The following is a 22,003-nucleotide window of genomic DNA, read 5'->3' as shown; positions in this document are numbered from 1 at the left end:
TATACGATGTGACATTTCACTGGGGTCGGGTCAAGGGTGAAGGCGGTGGATCCTCAGGGCCAGCTCTTGGATCCCCAGAACATCGGGTTATGGAGGCTGATCCCGGCAGCATGAAGCCGTCCGCTCAGGCCGGTTGAAGGAACGCAGGGGCGGTGCGGCCGGCGCATGGCCCGCAGACCACACCGCCTTCCGACCGGAGGCGCCGGCGCTACGCAGTCACCACTTGTAGGTCCAGACGGTGTCGGTATACGCGTCGGAGCTGTTCACGTAGATCCGGATGCGGGCAGCACTGTCCTCGAACCACTGGCCGGGCTTCCAGGTCTGCATGTCCAGTGAGGTGCAGTTCCCGGTGGGGGCGGCTGCGTCGGGGTTGGTGACCAACCGGATCGGCCCGCTGCCGCTGACGGTCGAGGTGTCGACCTTGTAGATGACGACGCCGGTGGCACAGCCGCCGGAGTCGTTGCCCGCGGCCTTGCGGGACTCGGCGACATAGGCAGTCGTGCCGCTGGTCTTGATCACGGCCAGCTTGAAGCCGCTACCTCCGTATTCCACACCATTCAGGATCGTGGAGTACGTGTCCGGCGTAGAGAGGCACGAGACCTGGGAGTCGCTGATCCAGCCGAACTTCCACGCCTCCCAGCCGAAATACTGAGGCGCCGGACCCGAGATCAGGCCCATGAGGTCCCAACCACCGACGTATTGGTTCTGATCGCCGCTGAAGGAGTAGAGGTCGGGCAGGCCGAAGGTGTGGCTGGTCTCATGGTCGGCGACCTTGTGGCCCCAGCGCCACATGTCCTGACCGAACGTCACCGCCCAGTGGATCGTCACCCAGCTCCGGGTCGCGCCGTTCCACACCTGGGTCGGCTGGGCCGGGTCCTGGACGAAGGTCGGGGAGTGACCGATCGCGGCCGCGGTGCCGGTCGGCACGATATAGAACATGTCGTACTGGGAGAGGTCGACGCCCGCGCCGGCGGCGCCGGTGAGCGCGTCCTCCACATAGGTCTGGTGCGTGGCCCAGGTGAACCCACGCTCCCAGTCATAGTCGGTGGAGTTCTTCGGCATGCGCACCCAATTGCCGTACGGGGCCCTCAGGTCGAGCCACGTCTTACCGTTGGACGCGTTCCACATCCAGTCGGCGGCTCCCGACAGCTGGTTGTAGTACGGGGTCAGGGGCAGGGCCGTGCCGGCGGCGTCGGGGAAGTCCACGTAGATCACGGCCACGTGCTTGGTGCCGGCAGGGTTCTGGAACCGTGTGTAGTCGGTCTGTCGGCCCTCGTCGGAGTATCCCGTTGTCCCCCGGAGCGCGCACGCCGAAGTGCTCCCGTTGTACGCGTGCGCGGGGTGGGAGGGGAGGATGACCGAGGCGTGCAGGGCGGACAGGACGATCAGGAGCGACGCCGCGTGCAACGGCCGTCTCGTTGTGGCTGGAAAACGCATGGTGCCTCCGGGGCAGGCGTTCGGGGTGGCCCGGGACAGCCTCGAACCGCGGCAGCATCCGGCGGGCGGCCATCGGAAGGCATCAGAGGCCAGTGCGGTCGGCCCGGCGCGCCGGTCGTTCGCGGCTGTGTTGGGTGTGGAGGGCGGCGCGGCAGCTTACGTGGGGAAGCGCTCACCCGGTCGCGGAGACGGTCAAGGCTGGAACGGCCGCGGCCCCATGGCGTGGCAGGCCGTGCACGTCCAGCACTTGGTTCACGCAAGAACGAGTATTCGGCCATACATGTGTCATTGGGGAGACATCAGAAATCCATAACTCGGCGTTATGAGCTATGCGTCGAGCACTCGGCAGTGCGGCCGCTGCATCACCTGGCGGAACAAGCACGCCGAAGACGAACGGATACGCGGTCTACAGGGCGAACGCGGTCTGATCCGGTGCCGCCGACATGACGGTCGAAGGGCGTCCAGCCGGAAGGGGGCGCACTCGTGCTGGTCCGGCAAGGATCCCTCATGGCCCCCGGTGGCGAGTTGGGCCCAGCGCCGTGGGTAGCGGGCCAGATGCGGATCGAGTGTGCCCGTGATTCACCCGGGTGAGGCGGCCGAGGACATGCCGGAGCGACCGTTTGCCGTACTCGATCCAGTCGGTGGGATCGTCCGTGCACAGTAGCCGTTCCTGCGGGGCCAGGTGATCGGGGTCAGGTCTCGACGGCGACGACGTCGGGTACCTGCCTCACACCGCGGCCGACCTGCCAACGAGTGAGACGGATGGCGGCCTTCCAGGGTGAACTCGCCGTTGTGCCGCCAGATCAGCGGACGGGCTTTGCCCAGATCAGTGAGTACCGACGGAGCACATGTCGGCGGTATCGCATACCAGGCAGAAGCCGCAGTGCCGCGGTCCGGACCTGCCCGTAGCTCATATGCGGGACAGCGACTGGCATGCCCTCCGGTCCCCGCGCGCGACGCAGCAACTTCGTGATCCGAACGATTGGGGCAGCCGCGATCATCGCTGCCCACTCCGACAGGCTCGCCTCACGAGCCAGACCGACGACCACCAGCGTGCCGCCAGGCCGCAGCAGCTCACGCATGCGGATGAGGGCCGCCTCGAAGTCCATGTGATGGATCGTGGTCACTGAACAGATGAAGTCGTAGCCTTCGGCGGGCAAGTCAGCGGTGAGGAAGTCGCCCTCAACGAAGGTGAGATCCGGGGAATCGGCAGCGAGCCCGCGCGCGCAGGCGATCATCTCCGGCGACTTGTCGATCCCGACGACGCGCTTCACCCGCCCGGCAAGTTTCCGTGCCAGCAGCCCGTCCCCGCAGCCGACGTCCAATGCCTCGTCGCTGTCCTCGGGCACGGCGCGCAAAATGCCGGGGTGTCGGGCAACGTTGGTGTTCCAGTACGGCCTCAGGTCGGCTTGGCGCATCCGGCCATCGTAGGGGCATGGTCACGGCCTCCAGGCGTGCGCCGGCGGCCACGGCACTGCCGAAACCGCCGATGCCGACCGTGGCCGCGATGCCGTCCCCGGCGAACACCATGCCGATGTTCGACGCTCATCTCTTGCCTCGACAGCCCTCAGGACTGCGACTGACACTCCTCTTCAATGGATGGGCTTGACGGCAGATGCCGCTTCTTCCCCTCCACGGCCCCCGCCGCCCGCGGCCGCCGCAGCGGCCGCGAGACGGTGGGATCGTTCATGCCACTCGCAATGTGTGGCGCTGGCTGACGGCGCCTGAACACCCATGCGTCACTGGATGGTCCAGCCCACGCTGCCGACACCCGTGCTGTAGAACGCGCAGGAGCCCGTGGACTCGCTGTACTGCCCTGGATTCAGCGTCACCCAGTCGCCAGAGACGTCAGGGGCCGTGCCGCAGACGATTTCGGCGCGGAACGTGACGGTGTGGTCGGTGTTGTTCTGGCAGCCCGCGATGCCGACGTCCGGATCATTGTTGTGCACCCAGCCGTCGCAGTCGACGGTCCCCTGGGCAGCGGCCTGCGCCGGAACCGCCACACCGGCGACGGTGAGGGCCACGACAGAGACTGCGGTGGCCAGGCCGGCTGCAACGATGTGCTTCCTGCTGTGCATGCGTACCCCCGTGATGTCGAGCGGCTGTCTTCTTGTGGTCAGTGAAGAGCACCAGTGCTCGGGCGTGAACCTGAGAACTCCGAGGGTGCACCTGCAACGCCGGCCCTCGACGGTGCCGAGGGCCAGTCGTGTTCGCCCGGCGGTTTGCCGCCGCCCGCGCCTGCGGCCGCGTCGGCGGACGCTCCGCCGTCGCTACCGAGGAAGCCGGTTCGTAGCTCAGCGTTCGCGGATTCTCGGCCACCACCCATCGCCTACCATCCGTTCGTTTACGGGCCCAGGGGCGGGCAAGTCCATGACGAGCATCCGGTCGGTGACAAGCTTCACCGCCACCTTGCGCCCGTCGCGCAGCTCGGTGCAGTGCACTGAGGGGCATCACCGCCTTCACCACGAGCGTGAGGGGCGCCGAACCCGCCGCCGCGGTGCACTGTCCGTCAACGACTTTGCATTTTCCGTCAATGAAACACCCGTGCCCCTCGGCAAGAATCACCGGCGGAGGTCATCGACAATGCGGGGCCTTCTGAATTCGGCAGCTCGACTCGGAGGACGATGTGACGTTCACAAAAAGGCTCGCTTCGCGTGCGGGAGTTGTTGTCGCAGCCACAGCCCTGAGCCTCGGCGGACTCGCCGCGCAGGCCAATGCCTCAAGCGCGGTCATCGACGGGACCGGCGGCTGGGCGAGCCAGTCCGGCTGCGACCTGGGGAGCCCGAACTACTTCTGCCTCTACTACTCCCCGAACCATGGCGGCGCCGTCAAGCACTACGCAGTCACCAAAGTGCCCACCATCAGCGACTACTTCCCCGGCACTACTGAATTGGTGCGCAATAATGCCGCATCGGCCGACAACGGCAGCGGTTGTCACGTGGGCATCTGGGTATCCCCCGGCTACACGGGGAATTCCAACTGGTTGAACAACGGAAACAGGGGTGGAAACCTCACATCCGCCCTGCGTAACAACGAGGCCTCCATCGCCGTCGACGACTCCACCAACTGCCCCGGCGAAGGCATCGGCTGAGGTCCGAACACACCAGGCGGGGCCTGCCCGCCAGTCCAGTACCCGTTTCCGAACCGAACGGTCAGGTCAACGATGAGTTGCCCCGGCGGGCGACTCTGCCGGGAGGTTCGGAAACGAGTAATGAGAATCCTATAGCTGGCGGAACGCGACACTCCTGCGAGGCTCAAATGACTGCCGCGAGCAGAACTCACTGGGCTCTGACCACCTTCACTGTGGCACTCGCCCTGGCAACCGGCGCATGTGCGTCACCATCACATGACGCCCCGGCAGTACCACCTACAGTCACTGCCACGCCGGTGGCGACCAGTGTGACTGGGCTGCACCTGCCCATCGAGAAATACCTGTTGACCCCTCTGCAGGCGGTTGAAGCGGATTGGGTTCGGAGCGTTATCGTCAGCTCATGCATGCGTCAATTCGGATTTGCGTACCCTGCCGGCGTACGCCCAACGGCGAACGGCCTAGCCGCTAATTCCTACACGGTCATGTTCCGGCGATACGGCGTGACAGAGGCGCAAAGCGTGCACATCTGGGGCTACCATGTCCCGGGTCGGTCCGCCATCACCATGAAGTCACTTGGAAGTACGCCAAGGAAGCGGATTCCCTCTCCGGATGAGGTACGCGTACTTACCGGAGCGGACCCTTCTACCCACAGGCCCGCTACCGATTACGCCGGCCGACCCATCCCATCCGGCGGTTGCGTGGGAAGGTCGAACTCATCAATCCGCTATTACAGCGGCAGCGTACGGGGCTCGGAATCCGCTGCGGACAAAACCACAAGCACGATCAAGGGAAACAGCTTCGATGATTCCCTGGCCGACTCACGCGTCAAAGCTGTCTTCTCCCGCTGGTCCGCCTGCATGAAGGCGCATGGATACCATCTCGCTGATCCCTTGAAGGCGGCTGACCTGCCCTCCATGAGCGCACCCGAGCCGACATCCGCCGAGATCGCGCAAGCAGAGACCGACGTGGCTTGCAAGGGAAAGGTGAATGTGGTCGGAGTGTGGTTCGCGGTGGAATCCGCGTACCAGAAGTCCGAAATCAAGGAGAACCGCGAAAAGATGGCCGACATCAAGAAGCAACGCGTAGTCGAGGCGGCGGACATTCAGCGGCTTCTCCGTTCCCTGTCAGCGGCCCGCAAGATCCCAACACAGTGAACCTTTTCCAACCTCATTTTGAGTAGGTCAGGTTGAGGGTGAGGACGGCTTGAACGAGGCTGGTGAGTCTGGTGGTGCCGCAGCGAAGTTTCCGCAAGAGGTGCCAGGTCCTGAGGGTGGCCATGGCCTGCTCGCCCAGAGCTCGGAGGTGCGCGTGGGCCCGGTTGACGTCCTGCCGACCGGCGGAAAGCCGCTCCCATCTGTCGCGGAAGGGCACCCGGACGGTACCGCCGGCACCCTGATAGCCCTTGTCCGTCCAGCAAGCCAGGCCATTGCGTTCAGGGCGTAGATGACGCCGTGGACGCGGGCGGCCTTGACGCCGTGGACGGCGCCAGGCAGGGCGGGCGAGGCCCACAGCGAGCGGCCCAACGGGTCGGTTATGACCTGCACGTCCATGCACGCTGCCGTGGCTCGTACCACCCCGCCGCGTCCCGTCGACGTGGAGATGCTGTTTCCCGAGGTCACTGCCTATTGCAAGGACACCGTCCGGTTGCATCCACGAGTGGGGAATCCCGGTCCCGGGGACAGCTCGCCGGGTGGTCCCCTCCTGCAAATCCTGTGGTGTCCCTTCGATCACGGCTACATTCCCCAGCCGAAGCTGTATTGGCGGGACAGTTCCACGTGTGGCGGGGGAACTCGCCGCGCACCCCCGGCCGGACGGCGCTGAGGAGAACTGCCTGCCCGACCCGTGCGTCCTGCACCCGGAACGGGTCGTATGCCGGCCTGCACCCCGTCGCCGGGGTTCGCCTCGAGGTTCATGAACAGAGCCGTTGCAGCAGGTGGGTGCCGGGTTCGGCGTGTCGACCGGGACGGTCGACCGACTTCGTGACCGAGGCCGCCGCTGAGGGCGGCAGGGTCAGGAGGTGGCGGGCGAGGGCCAGGACGTCGGGGCGGAGTGCCTCGGCATGCAGGTTGAACCGGGCAAGCCCTTAAGAGGTCATCTCATTTGGGGTGTTCGATAGGCTCCAGATGTGGGGATCGTTGAGCGGCTTGTGCCGGATGAGCTGTGGGAGTTGTTCCAGCGAGTGGTTCCGGAGGCGCCGAGTCGGCCTCAGGGTGGTGGCCGGCGCCGGCACGGCGACCGGGAGGTGTTGGCTGCGATCGTGTTCGTGGCCACGTCGGGCTGCACGTGGCAGCAACTGCCGTCCGCCTCGTTCGGGCTTTCAGGGCCCACGGCTCACCGGCGCTTCGCCGAGTGGTCGAAGGCCCGGGTGTGGGCGAAGCTCCATCGCCTGGTCCTCGACGAACTCGGCTCTCGCGGTGAACTGGACTGGTCTCGCTGCGCGATCGACTCGGTGAACATGCGAGCCCTGAAAAAGGGGACCTGACAGGTCCGAATCCGGTGGATCGCGGCAAGTACGGTTCAAAGATCCACTTGATCACCGAGCGTACCGGGCTGCCCCTGTCCGTCGGGATATCCGGTGCCAACCTGCACGACAGCCAGGCCCTCGAACCGCTCGTGCGAGGCATCCCACCCATTCGCTCCCGGCGCGGACCGCGCCGACGACGGCCCGCCAAACTCCACGGCGACAAAGGCTACGACTACAACCACCTGCGCCGATGGTTACGCAGCCGCGGCATCCGACATCGCATCGCCCGTAAAGGCATCGAGCCCTCCACACGGCTGGGCCGCCACCGCTGGACGATCGAACGCACCATGGCCTGGCTCGCCGGATGCCGCCGCCTCCACCGCCGCTACGAACGCAAAGCCGAACACTTCCTGGCCTTCACCAGCATCGCCTGCACCCTCATCTGCTACCGCAGACTCACCAAATGAGATGACTTCTAAGAACTCCTTACGGAATGAGCAGCGGGTGCTCGAAGCTTGGCGGGACCCAAGCAACCACTCAACCCATGCGCAACCAATCGGTTGCGCACGGGCTCCTGAATGTGCAACCTTTGGGTAGCGCATCCGAATGAGATGAGGTTGCAATGACCACCAACACGATCGAACGCGCCATCTTGATCAATGCCTCCAGGGAACGGGTCTGGTCCGTGCTGAGCGAGCCCGCTTTCCTCGGCCGCTGGTTCGGCAACGGCGAGCCGGTCAAGATCGACCTGCGCCCCGGCGGTCTCCTGGTCTTCGACCACGGCGTCCACGGCGTCATTCCCGCCCGTATCCAGACAGTCGAGCCGCCGCGCGTCCTGTCCTGGCGGTGGTCCCAAGGCGCCGCCGGCGAGGAGCCGGATGACTCCAACGCCACCCTGGTCGAGTTCACCCTGACCGAAGACGACTCCACAGGAGGCACCCGGCTCACCATGGTCGAGAGCGGCTTCGCGCACCTCGGCCTGCCCACCAACGAGGCCGCCCTCCGGCACCGCGCCAACAGCCAGAACTGGCCCGGCAAGCTCGACCAACTGCGCGCGGACTGCGAACAGACCACAGCATGACCCGCACAACCGAGGGCGAACAGGCCCCCGATGACGTCCTGGTGGCCCTGGCCGACCCGATCCGCCGTGAGGTCCTGGCCGTCCTTGCCCGCGACGGCGGCGCGACCTCGACATCCCTGGCAGCAAGCCTCCCCATCACCCGCCAGGCGGTGGCCAAACACCTGGCCGTCCTCGACCGCGCCGGACTGGTACGCGCCCACCGGGCCGGTCGCGAGGTCCGCTACCAAGCCGACCTGCAGCCGCTGAAGCGGACAACGCGGTGGATGGACACCCTCGCCACCCAGTGGGAACACCGCCTCAACGCGATCAAGGATCTGGCGGAAGGGGCCACCGGGCCCTGAACCCGCACAGCGCCGTCTCGGCCCATCGCAGTACGGAGCCTTCCCCAGCAGATGAGCGCGCATCCGAGGGTGGGGAAGGCTTCGTGGATGTCGTCGCGTATCTCCCGGCGGATCCGCAGGCGGCGGAACCAGTGCAGATGGGCGAACGCGCCTTCCACGACACAGCGTTGGGTGCCAAGTCCGGAGCCGTGCCCGGTGTCGCGGCCGCCGTTCATCGTGGAGGCAAGCGGGATGCCAGTGGTGGGCTGGACGTCGAGATATACGGCTCGCCACGGGGGCCCGTCCCCGCCTCCACCCGCGTCCGGGAATAGCCGTGGGCCCGCCCGGGGTTGCCGCAAACATGACGACGAATGCGCTGCGGCCCGAGGTGCTGCGATACACCGCCTTCTCCGGCACCCCCGACGGCGGAAACCCCGCCGGCATCGTTCTGGATGCCACCACCCTGGACGACAGCGACATGCTGGCTATCGCCGCCGACCTCGGATACTCGGAGTCCGCGTTCCTGACCGCGCCCCCGGAGGGCCTCGGTGGCCAGGAGGGCCGGGCGTACAGCATCCGTTACTTCAGCCCCAAGGCGGAGGTGCCGTTCTGCGGGCACGCCACGGTCGCGACCGCCCTCGCGCTCGCCGAGCGCATAGGCCCCGGGGAACTGGTATTCGCGACGCGCGCCGGCACCGTGCCGGTGGAGGTGGCCGAGGAGGCCGGGACGGTCAGGGCCACACTCACCAGTGTCGAGCCGCACATCGAGGAGATCGCCGACGCCGACCTCACGGAGGCGCTCGCCGCGCTCGCCTGGCCGCCCGCCGATCTCGACCCGGCCTTCCCGCCCCGCATCGCCTTCGCCGGTGCCCGCCATCTCGTTCTCGCGGCGGCGACACGCACGCGCCTCGCAGATCTCGCGTACGACTTCGCGCGCCTCGAAGCCCTGATGCACCGCTTGGACCTGACCACGGTCCAATTGGTGTGGCGAGAGTCGGCCACCGTCTTCCACGTCCGTGATCCGTTCCCTGTCGGCGGCGTCGTCGAGGACCCGGCGACCGGCGCCGCGGCCGCCGCGTTCGGTGCGTACGCCCGTGAGCTCGGCCTGGTCCCCGAGGACGCCGTCCTCACCCTGCATCAGGGCGAGGACATGGGACGCCCTGGCGAGCTCACGGTGACGCTGCGCGCGGGTGACCAGCGCGTCCGTGTCAGCGGCACAGGAACTCGCATCAGCTGAAGACAACGCGGTGCGTCAGCAGCCGCTAGTGTTCTGGTGACCGTGGCAGGCCGGCCGAAGCGGGCAAGATACGGCTCGCCGACCCCGTGCAGGCGGCCCTCGACCGCCTAGGCGGCGTGTTGTACGCCAACGAACTCACCAAGTCGGGCGTCTGGCGTCGCCGGACCGGAGCGGAGCGCATGGTGCGCGCGGAGCGCTCACGGCCTGGACGGCGCCCGAGACCGCAGCCTTCCGCCGCGAACCGGCCGGCGCCGAACGGCGTGTGCACGCGGAACGGGCGGCTGCCTGTGACACGGAAAAGGCCCAAGTCCCACAGCAGTGCCTCGGCCCGTGCCTGGTCCGGGTCTCGCGCAAGGAGGAGCGACGCGGACCGGCCTTCCGTAGACGGCGCGGGCCGATGTCACTGCCCAGTCGTCACGCAGCACGTGGTGTTGGGTGAGTGGTGGGTCGGCGGGGCTTCGGATGGCCTTGTGTGCATCAACGGGTGGGGCGTGTGGCATGGCCGGTTCCCCCGGCGTCCCGAGCCAGGACGCTGTCATCCCGGGCGGCTTGGCGGTGGTGGGTTCAGCTTGGTGGTGTACGGGTGGTGACCCTGACCCTGCTGAGTGTCCTGCCGGGTGATCGGGGCGCGCGGTGTTGGCTTGTCACGGTCATCTGCCAGATCGCGAGGAGCAGTAGCGTGCCGGTCTCGGTGAGGAGGCTGAGGACCGCTTGTGGGGTGGGTTGCAGGCCGTGTTCGGTGAATCCGAACACTCCCACCGTACGCGAGGCGGTGAATCCGGCGAGGGCGCCGAGCGTAACGCCGGCTGCGGCGGCCCTCAACAGCAGGGGCGGCGTTCCCATCAGCAGCAGGGCGGCGAGGGCGAAGGAGGCGCTGGCCTGGAGCAGGAACAGGCTGCCGATCACGCGGATGAAGCGGTACTCGTCGACGTAGAGCTGGGCGTGGATGTATCCACCGGCGGCCAGGGTGACGGCGCTCGCCGACCGCAGGGTGGTGGCGAGGAGTCTTCGGGTGTTCATGCGAGCCTCTGGTCCTTGATGGCCAGTTCGCGGTCGCCTTGGCGGAAGCCGACCGTGCGGATGCCGAGTGCGTCCTTGAGCTGCCGGGCGGGGACGACTTGCGGTGTGGGCGCGGGCGCACGGCCTGGCTTGGGCAGGGGGTAGGCGGTGGTGGTGGCGGAGTGAAAGGTGATGTTGCCCTCTGTCTTGGTGAACAGCTGGTGGACATGCCCGTTGAGACAGGTGACGGAGGAGAAGCGGCGCAGGAGGGCGATCACTTTGAGGGCGTCATCGGTGCTCCAGCCCCACTGCGGGTACATGGCGAACAGCGGGATGTGGCTGAACACCACGATGGGGGTGTCCGACGACAGTGCGGCGATGTCCTTGCGGACGAAGTCGATCTGGTCGTTGCCGAGATGGCCGAGCTTCTCCAGGCTTACGGTGTTGACCAAGGCGATGAAGTGGACGCCGTGGGTGTCGAAGCTGTACCAGCCGTCGCCGAGCGTGCCCATGCCGAAGGTCTTCCGGTAGGCGCGGCCCGCATCGCCGATGGAGTCGTGTTCGCCCGGTACGGTGAAGACACGGTCTGTCTGCATACCGGTCATCATCTGCTTGACCTGGTCGAACTGTCCGACCGTGGACAGGTGGGTCAGGTCGCCGCTGTGCATGACGAAGTCCGGTCTGAATCCGAGTGAGTTGACCTGGTTGATCGCTTCGGTGAATGAGCCCGCCACGTCCATGTTCGCCGGGCCCTGGAACCCGATATGGCTGTCGGAGACCTGCACGAACCGCAGCGCGCCGTTTGCCGCTGCGGCGGCGCCGACGGCGGTTCCGGAGCTGGTTCCGGAGCTGGTCTCCCGGGAGTCGGCGATGTGGCTGATCACTTCTCCACTGGCCACGGTCAGCACCACGGCTCCGCCGAACCACCCCGCGTGACGAAGGAGTTGGCGGCGGGACATGCCGTGTTCCGTGGCAGGCTGCTCGGCATGGCCGGCCGGTACACCGTCGTGACTGTCGTGGTAGCCGGTCATCGGGTCACCTCCACGGTGGCGGTCATGAACGGATGGATGGTGCAGAGGTAGGAGTAGGTCCCGGGCTTGGTGAACGTGTAGCTGTAGGTTGCGTGGGTGTTCAGGGCTGCCGAATGCAACGGGCCGCCCGATCCGGCGCTGGTGACGGTGTGGGCGTCGGTGTCCTGATTGATCCAGGTCACCGTCGTGCCCATGGTGACCTTGAGCGTGGCCGGGGAGAATGCGAAGTTCTTGATCGCCACAGCATCCCCGGTCACCGGCGCGGCCGACGCACCCGTACTCGAGGGACTCATGGGCATGCTCATGCTGGGCATCGGCGAGGCGCCAGGAGCGGAGCCTGCCGTGTTCTTCGGTCCGGCGGCACCCGGCATTCCGGCCGCCTGGTGCTGGCCCGGACCGGGTTTGATGGTGCCCACTCCACCGGACGGGGAGTGCGACGACTGGCCGCATGAGCTGAGGAGCCCCAAGGCGCCGACGGTGGCGACGGCGAGCCCGGCCGCGGCGCGTGATCGTCGGCCTGGTCTACGAAGGTTCAGGTACATGGTGTTCGTTCCTCACTGATCAGGCAGAGACGGGGAATGTGCCGGCTGGGCGCACGCAACCGCGGTGATGTGTGGTGGGTGCCGCGTCACGGCCGACCGCCCCTGCCGGAGCTTGTGCATAGGCGCTGATGCTGCCTTTGTGTCGACCGATCGGCTCGACATGCCCCACGCTGCGCACACCGGGGAGGTGTTCTGCTCTGGTGGTTGCGCAGCCCTCGATCGTCGTATCGCTGTATGCGTCGAGCGCTCCGCAGGGCCGTCGCCGTAGCGTGCGCGGAGGCTGCCTGGTGGCGCCGAGTTCGATGCACGGGGGCGGGGCGAGCGTGGCGGGCGCCATGAGCATGTGCGCCGCGTTGTGTATCTCGGTCACCTCTGATCCGTCCTTGTCGCATGGGAGATAGAGGCAAGAAGAGAAATGCCGTGCCAGTCGGCTTTTGCCTGGTTTCACGGGCGGCGAGGGCGTTCGGTTCAGAAGATATGCGCCTTTTACGCTTCTTCCTGGTGATCACTGCAGGCCAGTCAGCCCCCCGGCACTCCGCCCGCAGCGCTCGCGGAGCGTCACCTGCACCACGCCGTGCGTTACACGACAAAGCAATACATATGCGCGATGATCGACTTATGCCCTGGAGTTCCCGAAAACGTGATCCAAAGACCGGTCCGGATCGCTCCGCGCACCGTGTCTCTGGTAGAGGGACCCTTTCGACCACGGACGAGGAACTACTGCGCACTCTGTATGCGGAGCACGCAGGACCCCTGTTTCACTACGTGCTGCGACTGACCTCAGGAGACTGGCAATGGGCGGAGGATGTCGTACAGGAGACGCTGCTGCGAGCGTGGCAGCATCCCGCCGCGTTCGACCCGGCACGCGGCCCGGCCCGGGCGTGGCTGTATACGGTCGCCCGGCACCTGGTCATCGACGCTCACCGAGCCCGGCAGGCCAGGCCGGCCGAGACAGGCGGCGAGGCGCTGGAGCGAGCCGCCGAGCAGGCACAGGGCGAGGACGAGATCGAGCAAGCGCTGCAGAGCTGGGCGGTGGCCGACGCCGTCCGGACGCTGTCCCCGGACCACCGCGCGGTCCTGCTGGAGACCTACTACCGGGGCCGGACCATGTCGGAGGCCGCACGGGTCCTGGGCATCCCGCTGGGCACCGTGAAGTCGCGGACGTACTACGCCCTGCACGCCCTTCGGCTGGCGCTGCAGGAACGGGGCATCGAGCCATGACCGTGGCGTGCAGGAGGTGGCGACCATGAGTGCGGAGCACGACGCCCTCCGGCTGGCGCTGGGAGGATACGTCCTGGGCACACTGCCCCCGGCGGAAATGGAACAGGTGGCGGCCCACCTCGCGGGATGCGCCGAGTGCCGGGCAGAGCACGCCCAGCTGGCGGGACTGCCCGCGTTGCTGGCGACGGTGACCGAAGCCGAAGCCGCGGGCCAGACCGTGCCGACGGCCGGCGAGGACCTGGCCGACCAGTTGGTGGCGCGGGCCACCGAGCGCGCTCAGGACTCCTCGCCCGCACGGCCTGCGGTGCCGCAGGTGCCGCCGGTGCCACAGGCGGGTGTGCTGGAGAGGCTGCTCCAGCAGGCCGCGGCTCGGCGCCGCCGGACCTGGCGGCTGCAACTGGCCGGCGCCGCATCCTCCCTTGTGTTCATCGCGGCAGCGGCCGGCGGCACATGGCTGGCGGCTGTCGGATCGGTGGGAAGTCAGGCGACGCAGCCCGGGCCCACCGCGCCGACTGCCTGGCGCACCTTCTCCGGAAGTGATGCCGCCACCGGCGTCTCCGCCTCGGTGAAGGTCTCGCCCTCTGCCTGGGGCAGTATCCTGCAAGTCTCCGCCAGGGGGGCTCCCGCCGGAATCACTTGCCGGCTACAGGCGGTCGGGCCCGGCGGGGCCAGGGCGGACGGCGCTACGTGGCGGGCAGGAGAGTACCCTCCCGGCACCACGGTCCCAGGGGCGGTTGCCATGTCTCCGGGTGCCATCGAGCACTTCGAGATCCTCGCAGGCAACGGTCAGAAGCTGGTCACCATGCTGGCGTGAGGGGCGGGGAGCCCGCCCGATGCCGCGTCGGGCGGGCTCCCTCCCGTATCCGACCGCCTCCTCACGCTGCGCTCCGGAGGAAAAGGCGCGCCGGTCGCGACAGTGCGGGCTCTGACGCACTCCCGAGCGTGCGTCCACCTGCCGTGACCGGCGAGCAGCTCAAGGGGCCAAGACGCCGCGCTACGCAGGGTCGGCGCCGCTCGCGGAAAGGGAGCCGGGCAGTTGGCGAATGGCGAGCCCTCCCCACTGCGCGAAGAAGGGGATCCCTGCGCTGCACGCCGAGGCCACCACGAGCGGGCCGAGCACGGGGCAGGGACGTTCGTCCAGCTCTACGGAGCGACATTCCCTCAAGGCCGCCAGAAAGACCACGCACGGGGGCCGAGCCGCCGGTGCCCGGCCCGACAGGAACAGCACCGCGCTCTGACGGCGGCAAGTGAGCCCGGCCCGGCCATCGGCTTTGACCTGACCCGCGAGAAGTCGAGCAAAAGACGTGAATAACTCGAACCGTTCGGCATGCGCCGCCCGTGGAACTCAATGAGCGCTCCCATGCAGGATCCGGCGTAGCGACCAGCCCTCGAAGTCGTTGGCGGTCCCCCATGATCCGGTCTCCGCACATCCACAGAAGAGCAAGAAGACCATGTTTGTGACCGATTCCCCCCACCCGAGCGCGGGGCTGTCCCAACACTGCAGCCACCAGGCGCTGCTCACCCTGCCCGCGCAGGAGGCGCACGTCTCCGCCGCTCGTCACTTCGCGGCCGATCTGCTGGAGACCTGGAGCGTTCCCGCGAGCGAACGGGACTCCGCCGTTCTCATCATCGACGAACTCGCCGCCAACGCAGCCCAGTACGGGCGCGAGCGCATGACCCTGCTCCTCGTCCTCGACCACGACACCTTGCACATAGTGGTCAGTGACTCCGGAACGGCCGTGGAACGCCCTCGCCCCGACATCGATCCGGACGAACACGGCCGCGGCACTGGCATCGTCCAGTACCTCGCACAGTCGACCGAGGTCCACCAGACGCGCAGCGGCCGCGAAGTCCGCGCCTGCCTGAGGTGCTCGGCATGACCGGCCCTGGCGTTCCGCACGAGCTACGGCTCCCCGCCGGGCCCAGCACCACAGCACGGCGACCGGCCACCGGGAGCGGCTGCGCCGCGGGATCACCCGACGACCCCACCGAGTGGGCCTTCGCGACCCACAAGCCGTGCCCCGTCGACGGCTGCCCGGGCCCGGCTCAGCTGCCCATGTGGTCACCGGCACACCAGTCGGCCCTCGACCACGGCGACCCCGACCAACACACGGTGCTCTGCAAACGCTGCGGCGCCGGCCCCGACGTACCGGCGCAGGTGTGAGCGTGGGGACCACCGCGAATACCGCCGCGGTCATCGGCGCGGCGCCTCCGCACCAGGCGTACGCGGACGCCCCCGACCTGCGTCGCGAGACACACCTGGTGCTCGCCCTCGGGGCCGAACGCGACGGCCGCCAAGCCAGGACCGGCACCGGCCCGCCGGTCGAGACACCGGCCACCGAACGCGCCTGGCTGCTGCGTAGGGCCGCCCTCATGGACCGGATGGCCCTGGACGACCCCAGCCCCGGCCCGGTCGGCGCCGCCGCACAGACTGCCGAACAACTCGTGCTGTACGACCGCCGCCATCCCGACCTGGTGGCCGGCCCGCACCACCCCGACGCGATCGCACTCGGCCCCAGCCGCCGTCCTTACGTCCGCCAGGAGTACGCCGCCTGGACGGCCGCCGGGCGCCCCGGCACCTGAACGACCCCGGCCCGACAGGAACAAGCGCACACCGCCCGCCAGGAACAAGGGCACACCACCCGCCAGGACATCACAACCCAGCACGCCCCCGCAGCAGCCGGCCACCTGCGCTCGCCCCGCTTCCCCCGCGCGGCAACCAGCCGTGAACACTGCACCGTCCCGCGTCGGAACGACCACTCCAGGGGAAGCCGATGAACGCATCGTGGCCGAACGCGAAAACTCATCAACTGCTCCAAGTACCCGGCGGTGGTTGCTTCCAGGGGCAGCAGTCGGCCATCCATTCGGCCCAACTGCCCCAGACATCCCGTCGGCCAGGCTGCCGACGTCGGTGACCATGCAGATGACAGACTACGAACTGCGCCCCGCCATAGGCCTGGTGCCGGTCGAGGCCCCCATTTCCGTCCTGGTTGCCCTGCAACAACGTCACGAGCCTTCGGAGTACGAATGTGGCGATCGGCGCCGTGGCAGGGCCGGAGGAGTACGACCGGAGGACACACCACGTGATCGGCACCGGCGACATCGACCTCTACCTCCGCCTGGACGTCGGCGGGGACGAGCACCACGCCGCCGCCGTCACCCAGCCGGCAAGAAGGCATTCGACGAGCGGCTGCCCGACATCGAACCCCAACTCCGCAAGGTCTTCGCAAAACTGCAGGCCAACCACGGCACCGTCCTCGTGGTCGTCGACCAGCCGGCCACGATCGGGGCCCTGCCGCCGGCCGTCGCCCGCGACACGGGCTGTCAGGTCGCCCATCTGCCCGGCCTGACGATGCGGCGGATCGCCGACCTCTACCCCGGCAAAGCGACAACCGATACCCGTGGCGCGTTCATCATCTCGGACACCGCCCGCGCCATGCCGCGCACCTTGCACTCGCTCGACCTGGACCACAACACCGTCGCCGAGCTGGAGATGCCAGCGCTTGACCTGCGATCGGGGTTTGTCGGGATCACAGAGATCCCACAAGGTCTGCCCCTACTGTGCGTCGCCGGATGCTGGCGACGAGGGGGAGCACAGTGGATCGCACACGTTGTCTGGGCGGGCGCTACCGTCTGGAACAGATGTTGGGCCAGGGGGGAATGGCCGAGGTATGGCTCGCGTACGATCTGCTGCTGTTTCGCTCGGTCGCGGTGAAGATGCTGCGTCCGGAACTGGCGGCCGATGCCGAACACTGGGCACGCTTCCGCCGTGAGGCCGTCTCGGCCGCACTGCTCGGCCATCCGTCCATTGTCGCGGTCTACGACGCAGGCGAGGACATGGCGGATGGAGCACCCGCCCCTTATCTGGTGATGGAGTACGTCGAAGGCATCACGCTGCTCCAGCTGGTGCGCGAGAAGCGGATCACCGGGCCCGAGCACGCTCTGGAGCTCACCGTCGGCGTCCTGGAAGCGCTCGAGCATGCTCACCACCATGGCATCGTCCACCGGGACATCAAGTCGGCGAACGCCATGGTCTCTCACGAGGGCATGGTGAAAGTGATGGACTTCGGCATAGCCCGTTCGACGGATCTGACGGAAACAGCCCTCACCCAGACGTCGATGGTTGTGGGCACAGCGGAGTACCTCTCACCGGAGCAGGCTCGAGGCGAGCAGGTGGACCGTAGAACCGACCTGTACTCGACCGGCTGTCTCCTGTACGAACTGCTCACTGGCCTACCCCCGTTCACCGGTGACACACCGCTGGCCGTGGCCATGAAGCACGTCTCGGAACCGCCCGTGCCTCCGTCCGCCCACGTACCAGGGCTCCCCGGCGCTTACGACACCCTGGTGCTCCGCGCACTCTCCAAGGATCGCGCGGAGCGGTATCAGACGGCCGAAGAGATGCACGACGCCATCGGGGAGATACTTGCAGCCCGCCCCACAGCAGTCGCCCCGCCGCTGCCGGTACCGTCGGCGACGGTCCAGCAGACGCGGCATCTGCCGCATCAGGGCTCGCCGAAGACGCGCCCCATGCGTCGACGACGCATCCGCAGGGCCCTCCAGGCAACCGCGGCACTGCTGACAGCCGGCCTGGCCACTTACATGATCAGCGGGTGGCAGGCTCCGGCTCGGCCTTCCGTCTCGGCGCCGTCACTTGTCGGCATGACGATGGCCGAAGCCCGATCGCGCGCTCAGGTGGCAGGGGTGCGCATCCACGTGCGGCACCGGGTGTGTCCCCAGCCCGCCACACCCGGCCAGGTGTGCGAGCAGATGCCTTCACCCGGGGTTCAGGTGTCACGTGACGCCATCGTGCGGGTCACCCTGTCTCTCGGCACGCCTCAGTAGGGTTCACAGAGCTGGCGTGCCGGGCGTCCTCAGGCGTGTTCCATGAATCGCCAGCGGACCGGCATCCCTTGGCGGGACCCGCCTGCTCGGTTCGGGAACTGGAAGACCGTTCATGATCGCCATCGGCGATGGCCGGCCGGTACGCGGGAGAAGATCCTGCGTGCCGTGCGGGCCGACGCCGACGCGGCAGGCCGCATCGACTGAAGCGTGGTGAGCGTGGAGTCCACGGTGTGCCGCGCGCACCAGCACGCCGCCGGGGCGTGTCACCGGCCGGTTCGGATACCGGGGCGACGCGCTCACCCTGCTTGGCATCGTCCCGACGAGGGGATCGGCCGCTCACCTGGCGGGCTCCCGGCGAAGATCCATCCGGTGAGTGACGGCGCCTGCCGCCCGCCGGCCGTCCAGGTCACGCCCGGACAATGGGATGAAACCCCGCAGATGATTCCCGTCCTGGACCCCATCCAACATCGCTCGACCGCGTTGCGCTGCCTGTACGCCTCGGCGTCGAAGATCGGCGGGCGACCGCCGGCGCGACCTCGCCGCACATGGTGCCCAGCCTGGTCGGAAGGCTGCGGATTGACGGCACGGATCCCGCGCCGGCTCAGCTGCCCACGGATCGCACGGGACGAATACGCGCGATCCGCCAGGACGGCCTCCGGCCGGGTCCTCGGTCTCCCACGTCCGCTCCACGGGACACGATGCCTGCCATCACGGCCTCAAAGCCGGTGCGTCCCCCGCCTGCCCCGCAGTGATGGCGAGGGCCAGGGGCCATTCTCTCGCTTGTTCGGGGCGGTCTCCGGTCGAGGCAGGAGCTGTGCGCCGGCCTCGACGGGAGGTGTCAGCCGACGTTCTCCGGCGCGGCAGCCGGGTTCTTGAGCTGGTTGATGTTGCCTTTAGTCCCACTCCCATGTGATACCGAGGACGCCCGGCCGTATCTGCTGCTCCATGAGGTGGACAGAGCCATGGGCGTTCAGCGTCAGATCGGCGACCGCCTCGCGAGGGGCGGTCGCCGAGGGACGGGCGAAGCGGCGGCAGTGGACAGGCAGCGCGGCGCGGTCGAAGCCGACCTGGAGGACGTACTGGCCGCCGCCGTAGGTGAAGCCGCGAACGTACTCGTGGCTGGGCGCGCCGGTTCCGTCCTCGAAGCGGTACCCCAGGACGGCGGTCTCCCCGACTCTCAATCGCCCGTCGAAGAGCAGCTCGACGACGATCATTCCCGAAGCGCCGTGGCGCCGGATCCGCCCGACCCGGCAGTTGCCGAGACCGCGTACCCGTACCCGTTCCGTATCGCAGCCCGGGTCGCCGTGATGGATGGCGAGATAGCGGTCGACGCCATCGCGGTGAGCCCGTACGACGTGTTGCGAGTCGCGGGCGGCGAGCTCTCTATGGGCACCGATGTGAACGTGTTCGTAGTGGATCACGGTGTGCAGCCCGCCGTCCGCCGGTGCCGCCAGACTCGCCAGCAGTGATTCGAGCGCGGCGGCGGGTTCCAGGAGGGTGCGATACGAGCGGGCCGGGGGGTGGTCGCTGGTGGCACGTGGGCCTATCAGGCGGGTGAGGGCGTGCGGGGGAAGCTCCAGCACCTCCTCAAGCGCGGTGACGGCACGCAGCGACTCGGGCCGTTCGGGCCGCCGCACACCGCGCTGCCAGTAGCTGAGGCTGGTCACACCGACACGTATGCCGCGCTGGGCGAGCCGGTGCTGCACACGGTGCAGGGCCAGACCGCGTGCGGCAAGCGCGGCCCGGAGCGCGGCGGAGAACGGACCGGTGCGCAGGGCTTCGGCGAGTTCGGCCTCGGGGGTGGGGCGGCGGGGCGAGCCGAGAGCTGGGTCACCGGGGCGCGGGGTGGCACGGCGATCGGCGCTATGTGCTGCCATTGGGCCCCCTCCCCTCCCCCCACCCCCTGTGATCATTGACTTGTGAACATTCACTTCTCCGTCCTGGAACGGAGCGTTACTTGCGCTGCCACCTGCCGGTACCCGCTGTGGCGTTCACAACCGTACGGGTGGAGTTCACTTCGCCGCCAGCCCTGTGGATAACTTCATTGACCGGGGCCCGACAAGAGATCGATGCTGCTGTCGCAGCGTCCGGACGCGCTCCTCCACCCCCACCCTGACTGGGAGGAACGCCATGTCCACTACCACCCGGGGCCGTAGACGGCTGGCGTCAGCGGTCCTCGCGGCCGTCGCCGTCCTGACTCCCGCCCTCGTGCCAACGGCCACCGCTCACGCCGCTCCCCACGCCGTCGCCCACCGTGCCGTTCCCGCCGCCAAGCGCCTCAACATCACCATGCAGGCGCAGGAGCACAGCAACTGGTGCTGGGCGGCGAGCGGCAACACCATCGCGTCGTGGTTCGGGCGCAACTACACCCAGAACCAGTTCTGTGACGCCGCTTTCAACCGGCCCCAGGGCAGCACCTGCGGCAACTGGCAAGCGGCGTTGGACGACGTGCAGAACGCCCTCGACTGGATGGGCATCAACCCCGGTACGTACGTCAGAGGGTATCTGCGCTACGGCACCGTGCAGAACGAGATCAGTGCCGACCGCCCCGTCGAGACGCGCATCGAGTGGAGCTCCGGGGGCGGACACATGCATGTGCTGTACGGCTACGACACCTCTGACAACCAAGTCTACTGGGGCGACCCGTGGCCCTCCAACTACCGCTACAACTGGGGTGATTACGACTACTACGTGACCAACAACTCGTTCACGTGGACCCACTCGCTCTACGGGATCGGAGCGTGACCCCATGACCCCGATCCGCACGTCACCGATCCAGACCACACCGCCCCAGACGTCATCGAGCGGCATGCCGCCGACCCAGACGTCATCGAAGCGCCGCACACCGAACCGGCACGCGTCCCCCGGCCGCAAGCCCGTCCGCAAGAAGGCCGCGGTCGTGGTGCTCGCCGCCACCGCATTGCTCGGCGCACTCGCCCCCGTCACCGCCCACGCGGCGACCGCCGGCGACTTCCCCGCGCCTTTCACCGCCGCCGACACCGCTCAGGCACGCGAGGCGGCGTCAACCCCGGCCACCCTCCACACCCTCTCGCGCTTCTTCGCCCGCGATGACGCGATCGCGCGGAGCGCGGCCCGGCCACGCCTGGTCGGACCGTCGGTGACCATCTACTTCCTCGACCCGGGGTTCGTCGCCGGACGCCCGGGCGCCCATGTCGCCGACCCGCAGTTCGTCGCGAGCAAGGCGGTCTCCGCAGACGGCCAGGTCGCCTCGGTGTGGACCGTTCGGACGGCGAAGGGGTGGAAGGTCGTCAACATCGCGACCGGCGGTGACGAGACCCACTACGTCAGTGAGGCGCACGGCCGCGGAACCGTCTTCCGGGAACCGCAGATCGACGCTTGGTACGTGGTGCGCGACGGCCGTGTGCTGCCGCTCGACCCCGACGCGCGGCGCGCGGTGGGGAAGGGCGGCGTGCCCCTGGCCGCCTACCAACGCCTCGTACACGCGAAATACGGCGACAAGCTCCCGGGGTCGGCCTACGACCGGGCGGGCGAGGGTGGCGGTTACGGCGGTACGGCCGCGCCCCCGCGCGCGTCCGCCGCACCCGTGGCAACCGCCGACGTAGCCGTCACCGCGGGCGCCGCCGCCACGGCTGCCGCCTTGGTCGGCGCCTGCTTCGGCGTCCACCGCATGCGGCGCTCGCACCGCAGCGGCTGAGCCGCCTCCCCGGCGCCGGCGCCGCCCCCGTGCCCCAGGCCCACCCGGTCTGGGGCACG

At 68.2% G+C, this 22,003-nt stretch carries 21 protein-coding genes and 5 pseudogenes; 16 read left to right on the top strand and 10 right to left on the bottom strand.

The genetic code is table 11. The features are described from left to right. Positions 1-216: 216 nt before the first annotated feature. The 3 genes from AVL59_RS20840 to AVL59_RS20830 form a co-directional block, all read right to left on the bottom strand. Positions 217-1,407: a M6 family metalloprotease domain-containing protein gene (locus tag AVL59_RS20840; RefSeq protein WP_237281580.1), complete on the bottom strand. Its 1,191-nt coding sequence runs from the start codon at positions 1,405-1,407 to the stop codon at positions 217-219. 833 nt (positions 1,408-2,240) lie between these two features. Further along, positions 2,241-2,855 carry a class I SAM-dependent methyltransferase gene (locus AVL59_RS20835; protein WP_067306629.1) on the bottom strand — a complete coding sequence of 205 codons (615 nt, stop codon included), beginning with the start codon at positions 2,853-2,855 and terminating at the stop codon, positions 2,241-2,243. A gap of 321 nt (positions 2,856-3,176) precedes the next feature. Beyond that, positions 3,177-3,515, bottom strand: coding sequence for a hypothetical protein (locus AVL59_RS20830; RefSeq protein WP_067306626.1), 339 nt, complete (start codon positions 3,513-3,515; stop codon positions 3,177-3,179). A gap of 548 nt (positions 3,516-4,063) precedes the next feature. Between AVL59_RS20830 and AVL59_RS20825 the strand changes: the two genes are divergently transcribed. Together AVL59_RS20825 and AVL59_RS52280 are read left to right on the top strand one after the other, a co-directional pair. Next, on the top strand, positions 4,064-4,528 hold the full coding sequence (locus AVL59_RS20825) for a peptidase inhibitor family I36 protein (protein WP_067306623.1): 465 nt from the start codon (positions 4,064-4,066) through the stop codon (positions 4,526-4,528). 698 nt (positions 4,529-5,226) lie between these two features. Further along, on the top strand, positions 5,227-5,682 hold the full coding sequence (locus AVL59_RS52280) for a hypothetical protein (RefSeq protein WP_159399972.1): 456 nt from the start codon (positions 5,227-5,229) through the stop codon (positions 5,680-5,682). 13 nt (positions 5,683-5,695) lie between these two features. On the opposite strand, the pseudogene AVL59_RS20815 reads toward AVL59_RS52280, so the two are convergent. Next, positions 5,696-6,078, bottom strand: a pseudogene (locus AVL59_RS20815) (transposase family protein); the annotation flags it as partial. A gap of 581 nt (positions 6,079-6,659) precedes the next feature. Between AVL59_RS20815 and AVL59_RS48535 the strand changes: the two are divergent. The 3 genes from AVL59_RS48535 to AVL59_RS20795 all read left to right on the top strand — a co-directional run bounded on the left by AVL59_RS48535 (position 6,660) and on the right by AVL59_RS20795 (position 8,414). Next, positions 6,660-7,459, top strand: a protein-coding gene (locus tag AVL59_RS48535; RefSeq protein WP_237281881.1) for an IS5 family transposase whose coding sequence is annotated in 2 segments (ribosomal slippage) — positions 6,660-6,995 and positions 6,998-7,459 — 798 coding nt in all. Because the reading frame shifts where the segments join, the coding sequence is not laid out codon by codon here. A gap of 155 nt (positions 7,460-7,614) precedes the next feature. Then, positions 7,615-8,073 (top strand): SRPBCC domain-containing protein, encoded by a 459-nt coding sequence (locus AVL59_RS20800; protein ID WP_067306618.1) that lies wholly within the window; start codon positions 7,615-7,617, stop codon positions 8,071-8,073. Then, complete coding sequence (locus AVL59_RS20795) at positions 8,070-8,414, top strand: ArsR/SmtB family transcription factor (protein WP_067306614.1); 345 nt, start codon at positions 8,070-8,072, stop codon at positions 8,412-8,414. Before AVL59_RS20800 ends, AVL59_RS20795 begins: the two co-directional genes overlap by 4 nt. Positions 8,415-8,443: 29 nt before the next feature. Here the strand turns inward: AVL59_RS20795 and AVL59_RS54490 are convergent. Continuing rightward, positions 8,444-8,611, bottom strand: a pseudogene (locus AVL59_RS54490) (IS5/IS1182 family transposase); the annotation flags it as partial. 143 nt (positions 8,612-8,754) lie between these two features. Between AVL59_RS54490 and AVL59_RS20790 the strand changes: the two are divergent. Next, positions 8,755-9,630 carry a PhzF family phenazine biosynthesis protein gene (locus tag AVL59_RS20790; RefSeq protein ID WP_067306612.1) on the top strand — a complete coding sequence of 292 codons (876 nt, stop codon included), beginning with the start codon at positions 8,755-8,757 and terminating at the stop codon, positions 9,628-9,630. Between the two features lie 564 nt (positions 9,631-10,194). On the opposite strand, the gene AVL59_RS20785 is transcribed toward AVL59_RS20790, so the two are convergent. The 3 genes from AVL59_RS20785 to AVL59_RS20775 are packed head-to-tail and all read right to left on the bottom strand — an operon-like array spanning position 10,195 to position 11,953. Next, positions 10,195-10,650: a hypothetical protein gene (locus AVL59_RS20785; protein ID WP_067306609.1), complete on the bottom strand. Its 456-nt coding sequence runs from the start codon at positions 10,648-10,650 to the stop codon at positions 10,195-10,197. Beyond that, complete coding sequence (locus tag AVL59_RS20780) at positions 10,647-11,660, bottom strand: metallophosphoesterase family protein (protein ID WP_067306606.1); 1,014 nt, start codon at positions 11,658-11,660, stop codon at positions 10,647-10,649. Before AVL59_RS20780 ends, AVL59_RS20785 begins: the two co-directional genes overlap by 4 nt. Next, positions 11,657-11,953, bottom strand: coding sequence for a plastocyanin/azurin family copper-binding protein (locus AVL59_RS20775; protein ID WP_067306604.1), 297 nt, complete (start codon positions 11,951-11,953; stop codon positions 11,657-11,659). The genes AVL59_RS20780 and AVL59_RS20775 overlap by 4 nt, the downstream gene beginning before the upstream one ends. A gap of 867 nt (positions 11,954-12,820) precedes the next feature. Here AVL59_RS20775 and AVL59_RS20770 point away from each other — a divergent pair. The 8 genes and pseudogenes from AVL59_RS20770 to AVL59_RS54485 form a co-directional block, all read left to right on the top strand. Beyond that, positions 12,821-13,423: a sigma-70 family RNA polymerase sigma factor gene (locus AVL59_RS20770; RefSeq protein WP_079146839.1), complete on the top strand. Its 603-nt coding sequence runs from the start codon at positions 12,821-12,823 to the stop codon at positions 13,421-13,423. 25 nt (positions 13,424-13,448) lie between these two features. Continuing rightward, a complete protein-coding gene (locus AVL59_RS20765) occupies positions 13,449-14,237 on the top strand; it encodes an anti-sigma factor family protein (protein WP_067317567.1) in 789 nt (262 codons plus the stop codon). 643 nt (positions 14,238-14,880) lie between these two features. Continuing rightward, the gene (locus tag AVL59_RS20760; RefSeq protein WP_237281579.1) at positions 14,881-15,303 is read left to right on the top strand and encodes an ATP-binding protein; all 423 of its coding nucleotides are present in this window, start codon (positions 14,881-14,883) and stop codon (positions 15,301-15,303) included. Beyond that, complete coding sequence (locus AVL59_RS53000) at positions 15,300-15,587, top strand: hypothetical protein (protein WP_162494759.1); 288 nt, start codon at positions 15,300-15,302, stop codon at positions 15,585-15,587. Before AVL59_RS20760 ends, AVL59_RS53000 begins: the two co-directional genes overlap by 4 nt. A gap of 2 nt (positions 15,588-15,589) precedes the next feature. Continuing rightward, positions 15,590-16,006 (top strand): hypothetical protein, encoded by a 417-nt coding sequence (locus AVL59_RS20755; protein ID WP_067317566.1) that lies wholly within the window; start codon positions 15,590-15,592, stop codon positions 16,004-16,006. 500 nt (positions 16,007-16,506) lie between these two features. Further along, positions 16,507-16,919 (top strand): annotated as a pseudogene (locus AVL59_RS48525) (IS110 family transposase); the annotation flags it as partial. Positions 16,920-16,996: 77 nt separating this feature from the next. Next, a complete protein-coding gene (locus AVL59_RS20745; protein WP_079146838.1) occupies positions 16,997-18,268 on the top strand; it encodes a protein kinase domain-containing protein in 1,272 nt (423 codons plus the stop codon). A gap of 48 nt (positions 18,269-18,316) precedes the next feature. Further along, positions 18,317-18,805, top strand: a pseudogene (locus AVL59_RS54485) (transposase); the annotation flags it as partial. Here AVL59_RS54485 and AVL59_RS50550 read toward each other — a convergent pair. Continuing rightward, positions 18,733-19,036: pseudogene (locus tag AVL59_RS50550) on the bottom strand (IS5/IS1182 family transposase); the annotation flags it as partial. The pseudogenes AVL59_RS54485 and AVL59_RS50550 overlap by 73 nt on opposite strands. Positions 19,037-19,161: 125 nt before the next feature. Further along, entirely contained in the window at positions 19,162-20,145 is a 984-nt protein-coding gene (locus tag AVL59_RS20740; protein WP_079146835.1) for a hypothetical protein, read from the bottom strand. Positions 20,146-20,398: 253 nt separating this feature from the next. On the opposite strand from AVL59_RS20740, the gene AVL59_RS20735 reads away from it, so the two are divergent. Further along, complete coding sequence (locus tag AVL59_RS20735) at positions 20,399-21,013, top strand: papain-like cysteine protease family protein (RefSeq protein WP_067306595.1); 615 nt, start codon at positions 20,399-20,401, stop codon at positions 21,011-21,013. 4 nt (positions 21,014-21,017) lie between these two features. Continuing rightward, a complete protein-coding gene (locus AVL59_RS20730; protein ID WP_237281578.1) occupies positions 21,018-21,944 on the top strand; it encodes a hypothetical protein in 927 nt (308 codons plus the stop codon). The last annotated feature ends 59 nt before the right edge of the window (positions 21,945-22,003 follow it).

This window comes from Streptomyces griseochromogenes (genome assembly GCF_001542625.1).
In the GTDB taxonomy this organism is placed as follows: Bacteria; Actinomycetota; Actinomycetes; order Streptomycetales; family Streptomycetaceae; genus Streptomyces; species Streptomyces griseochromogenes.
This window is presented reverse-complemented; position numbering and strand designations above follow the sequence as displayed.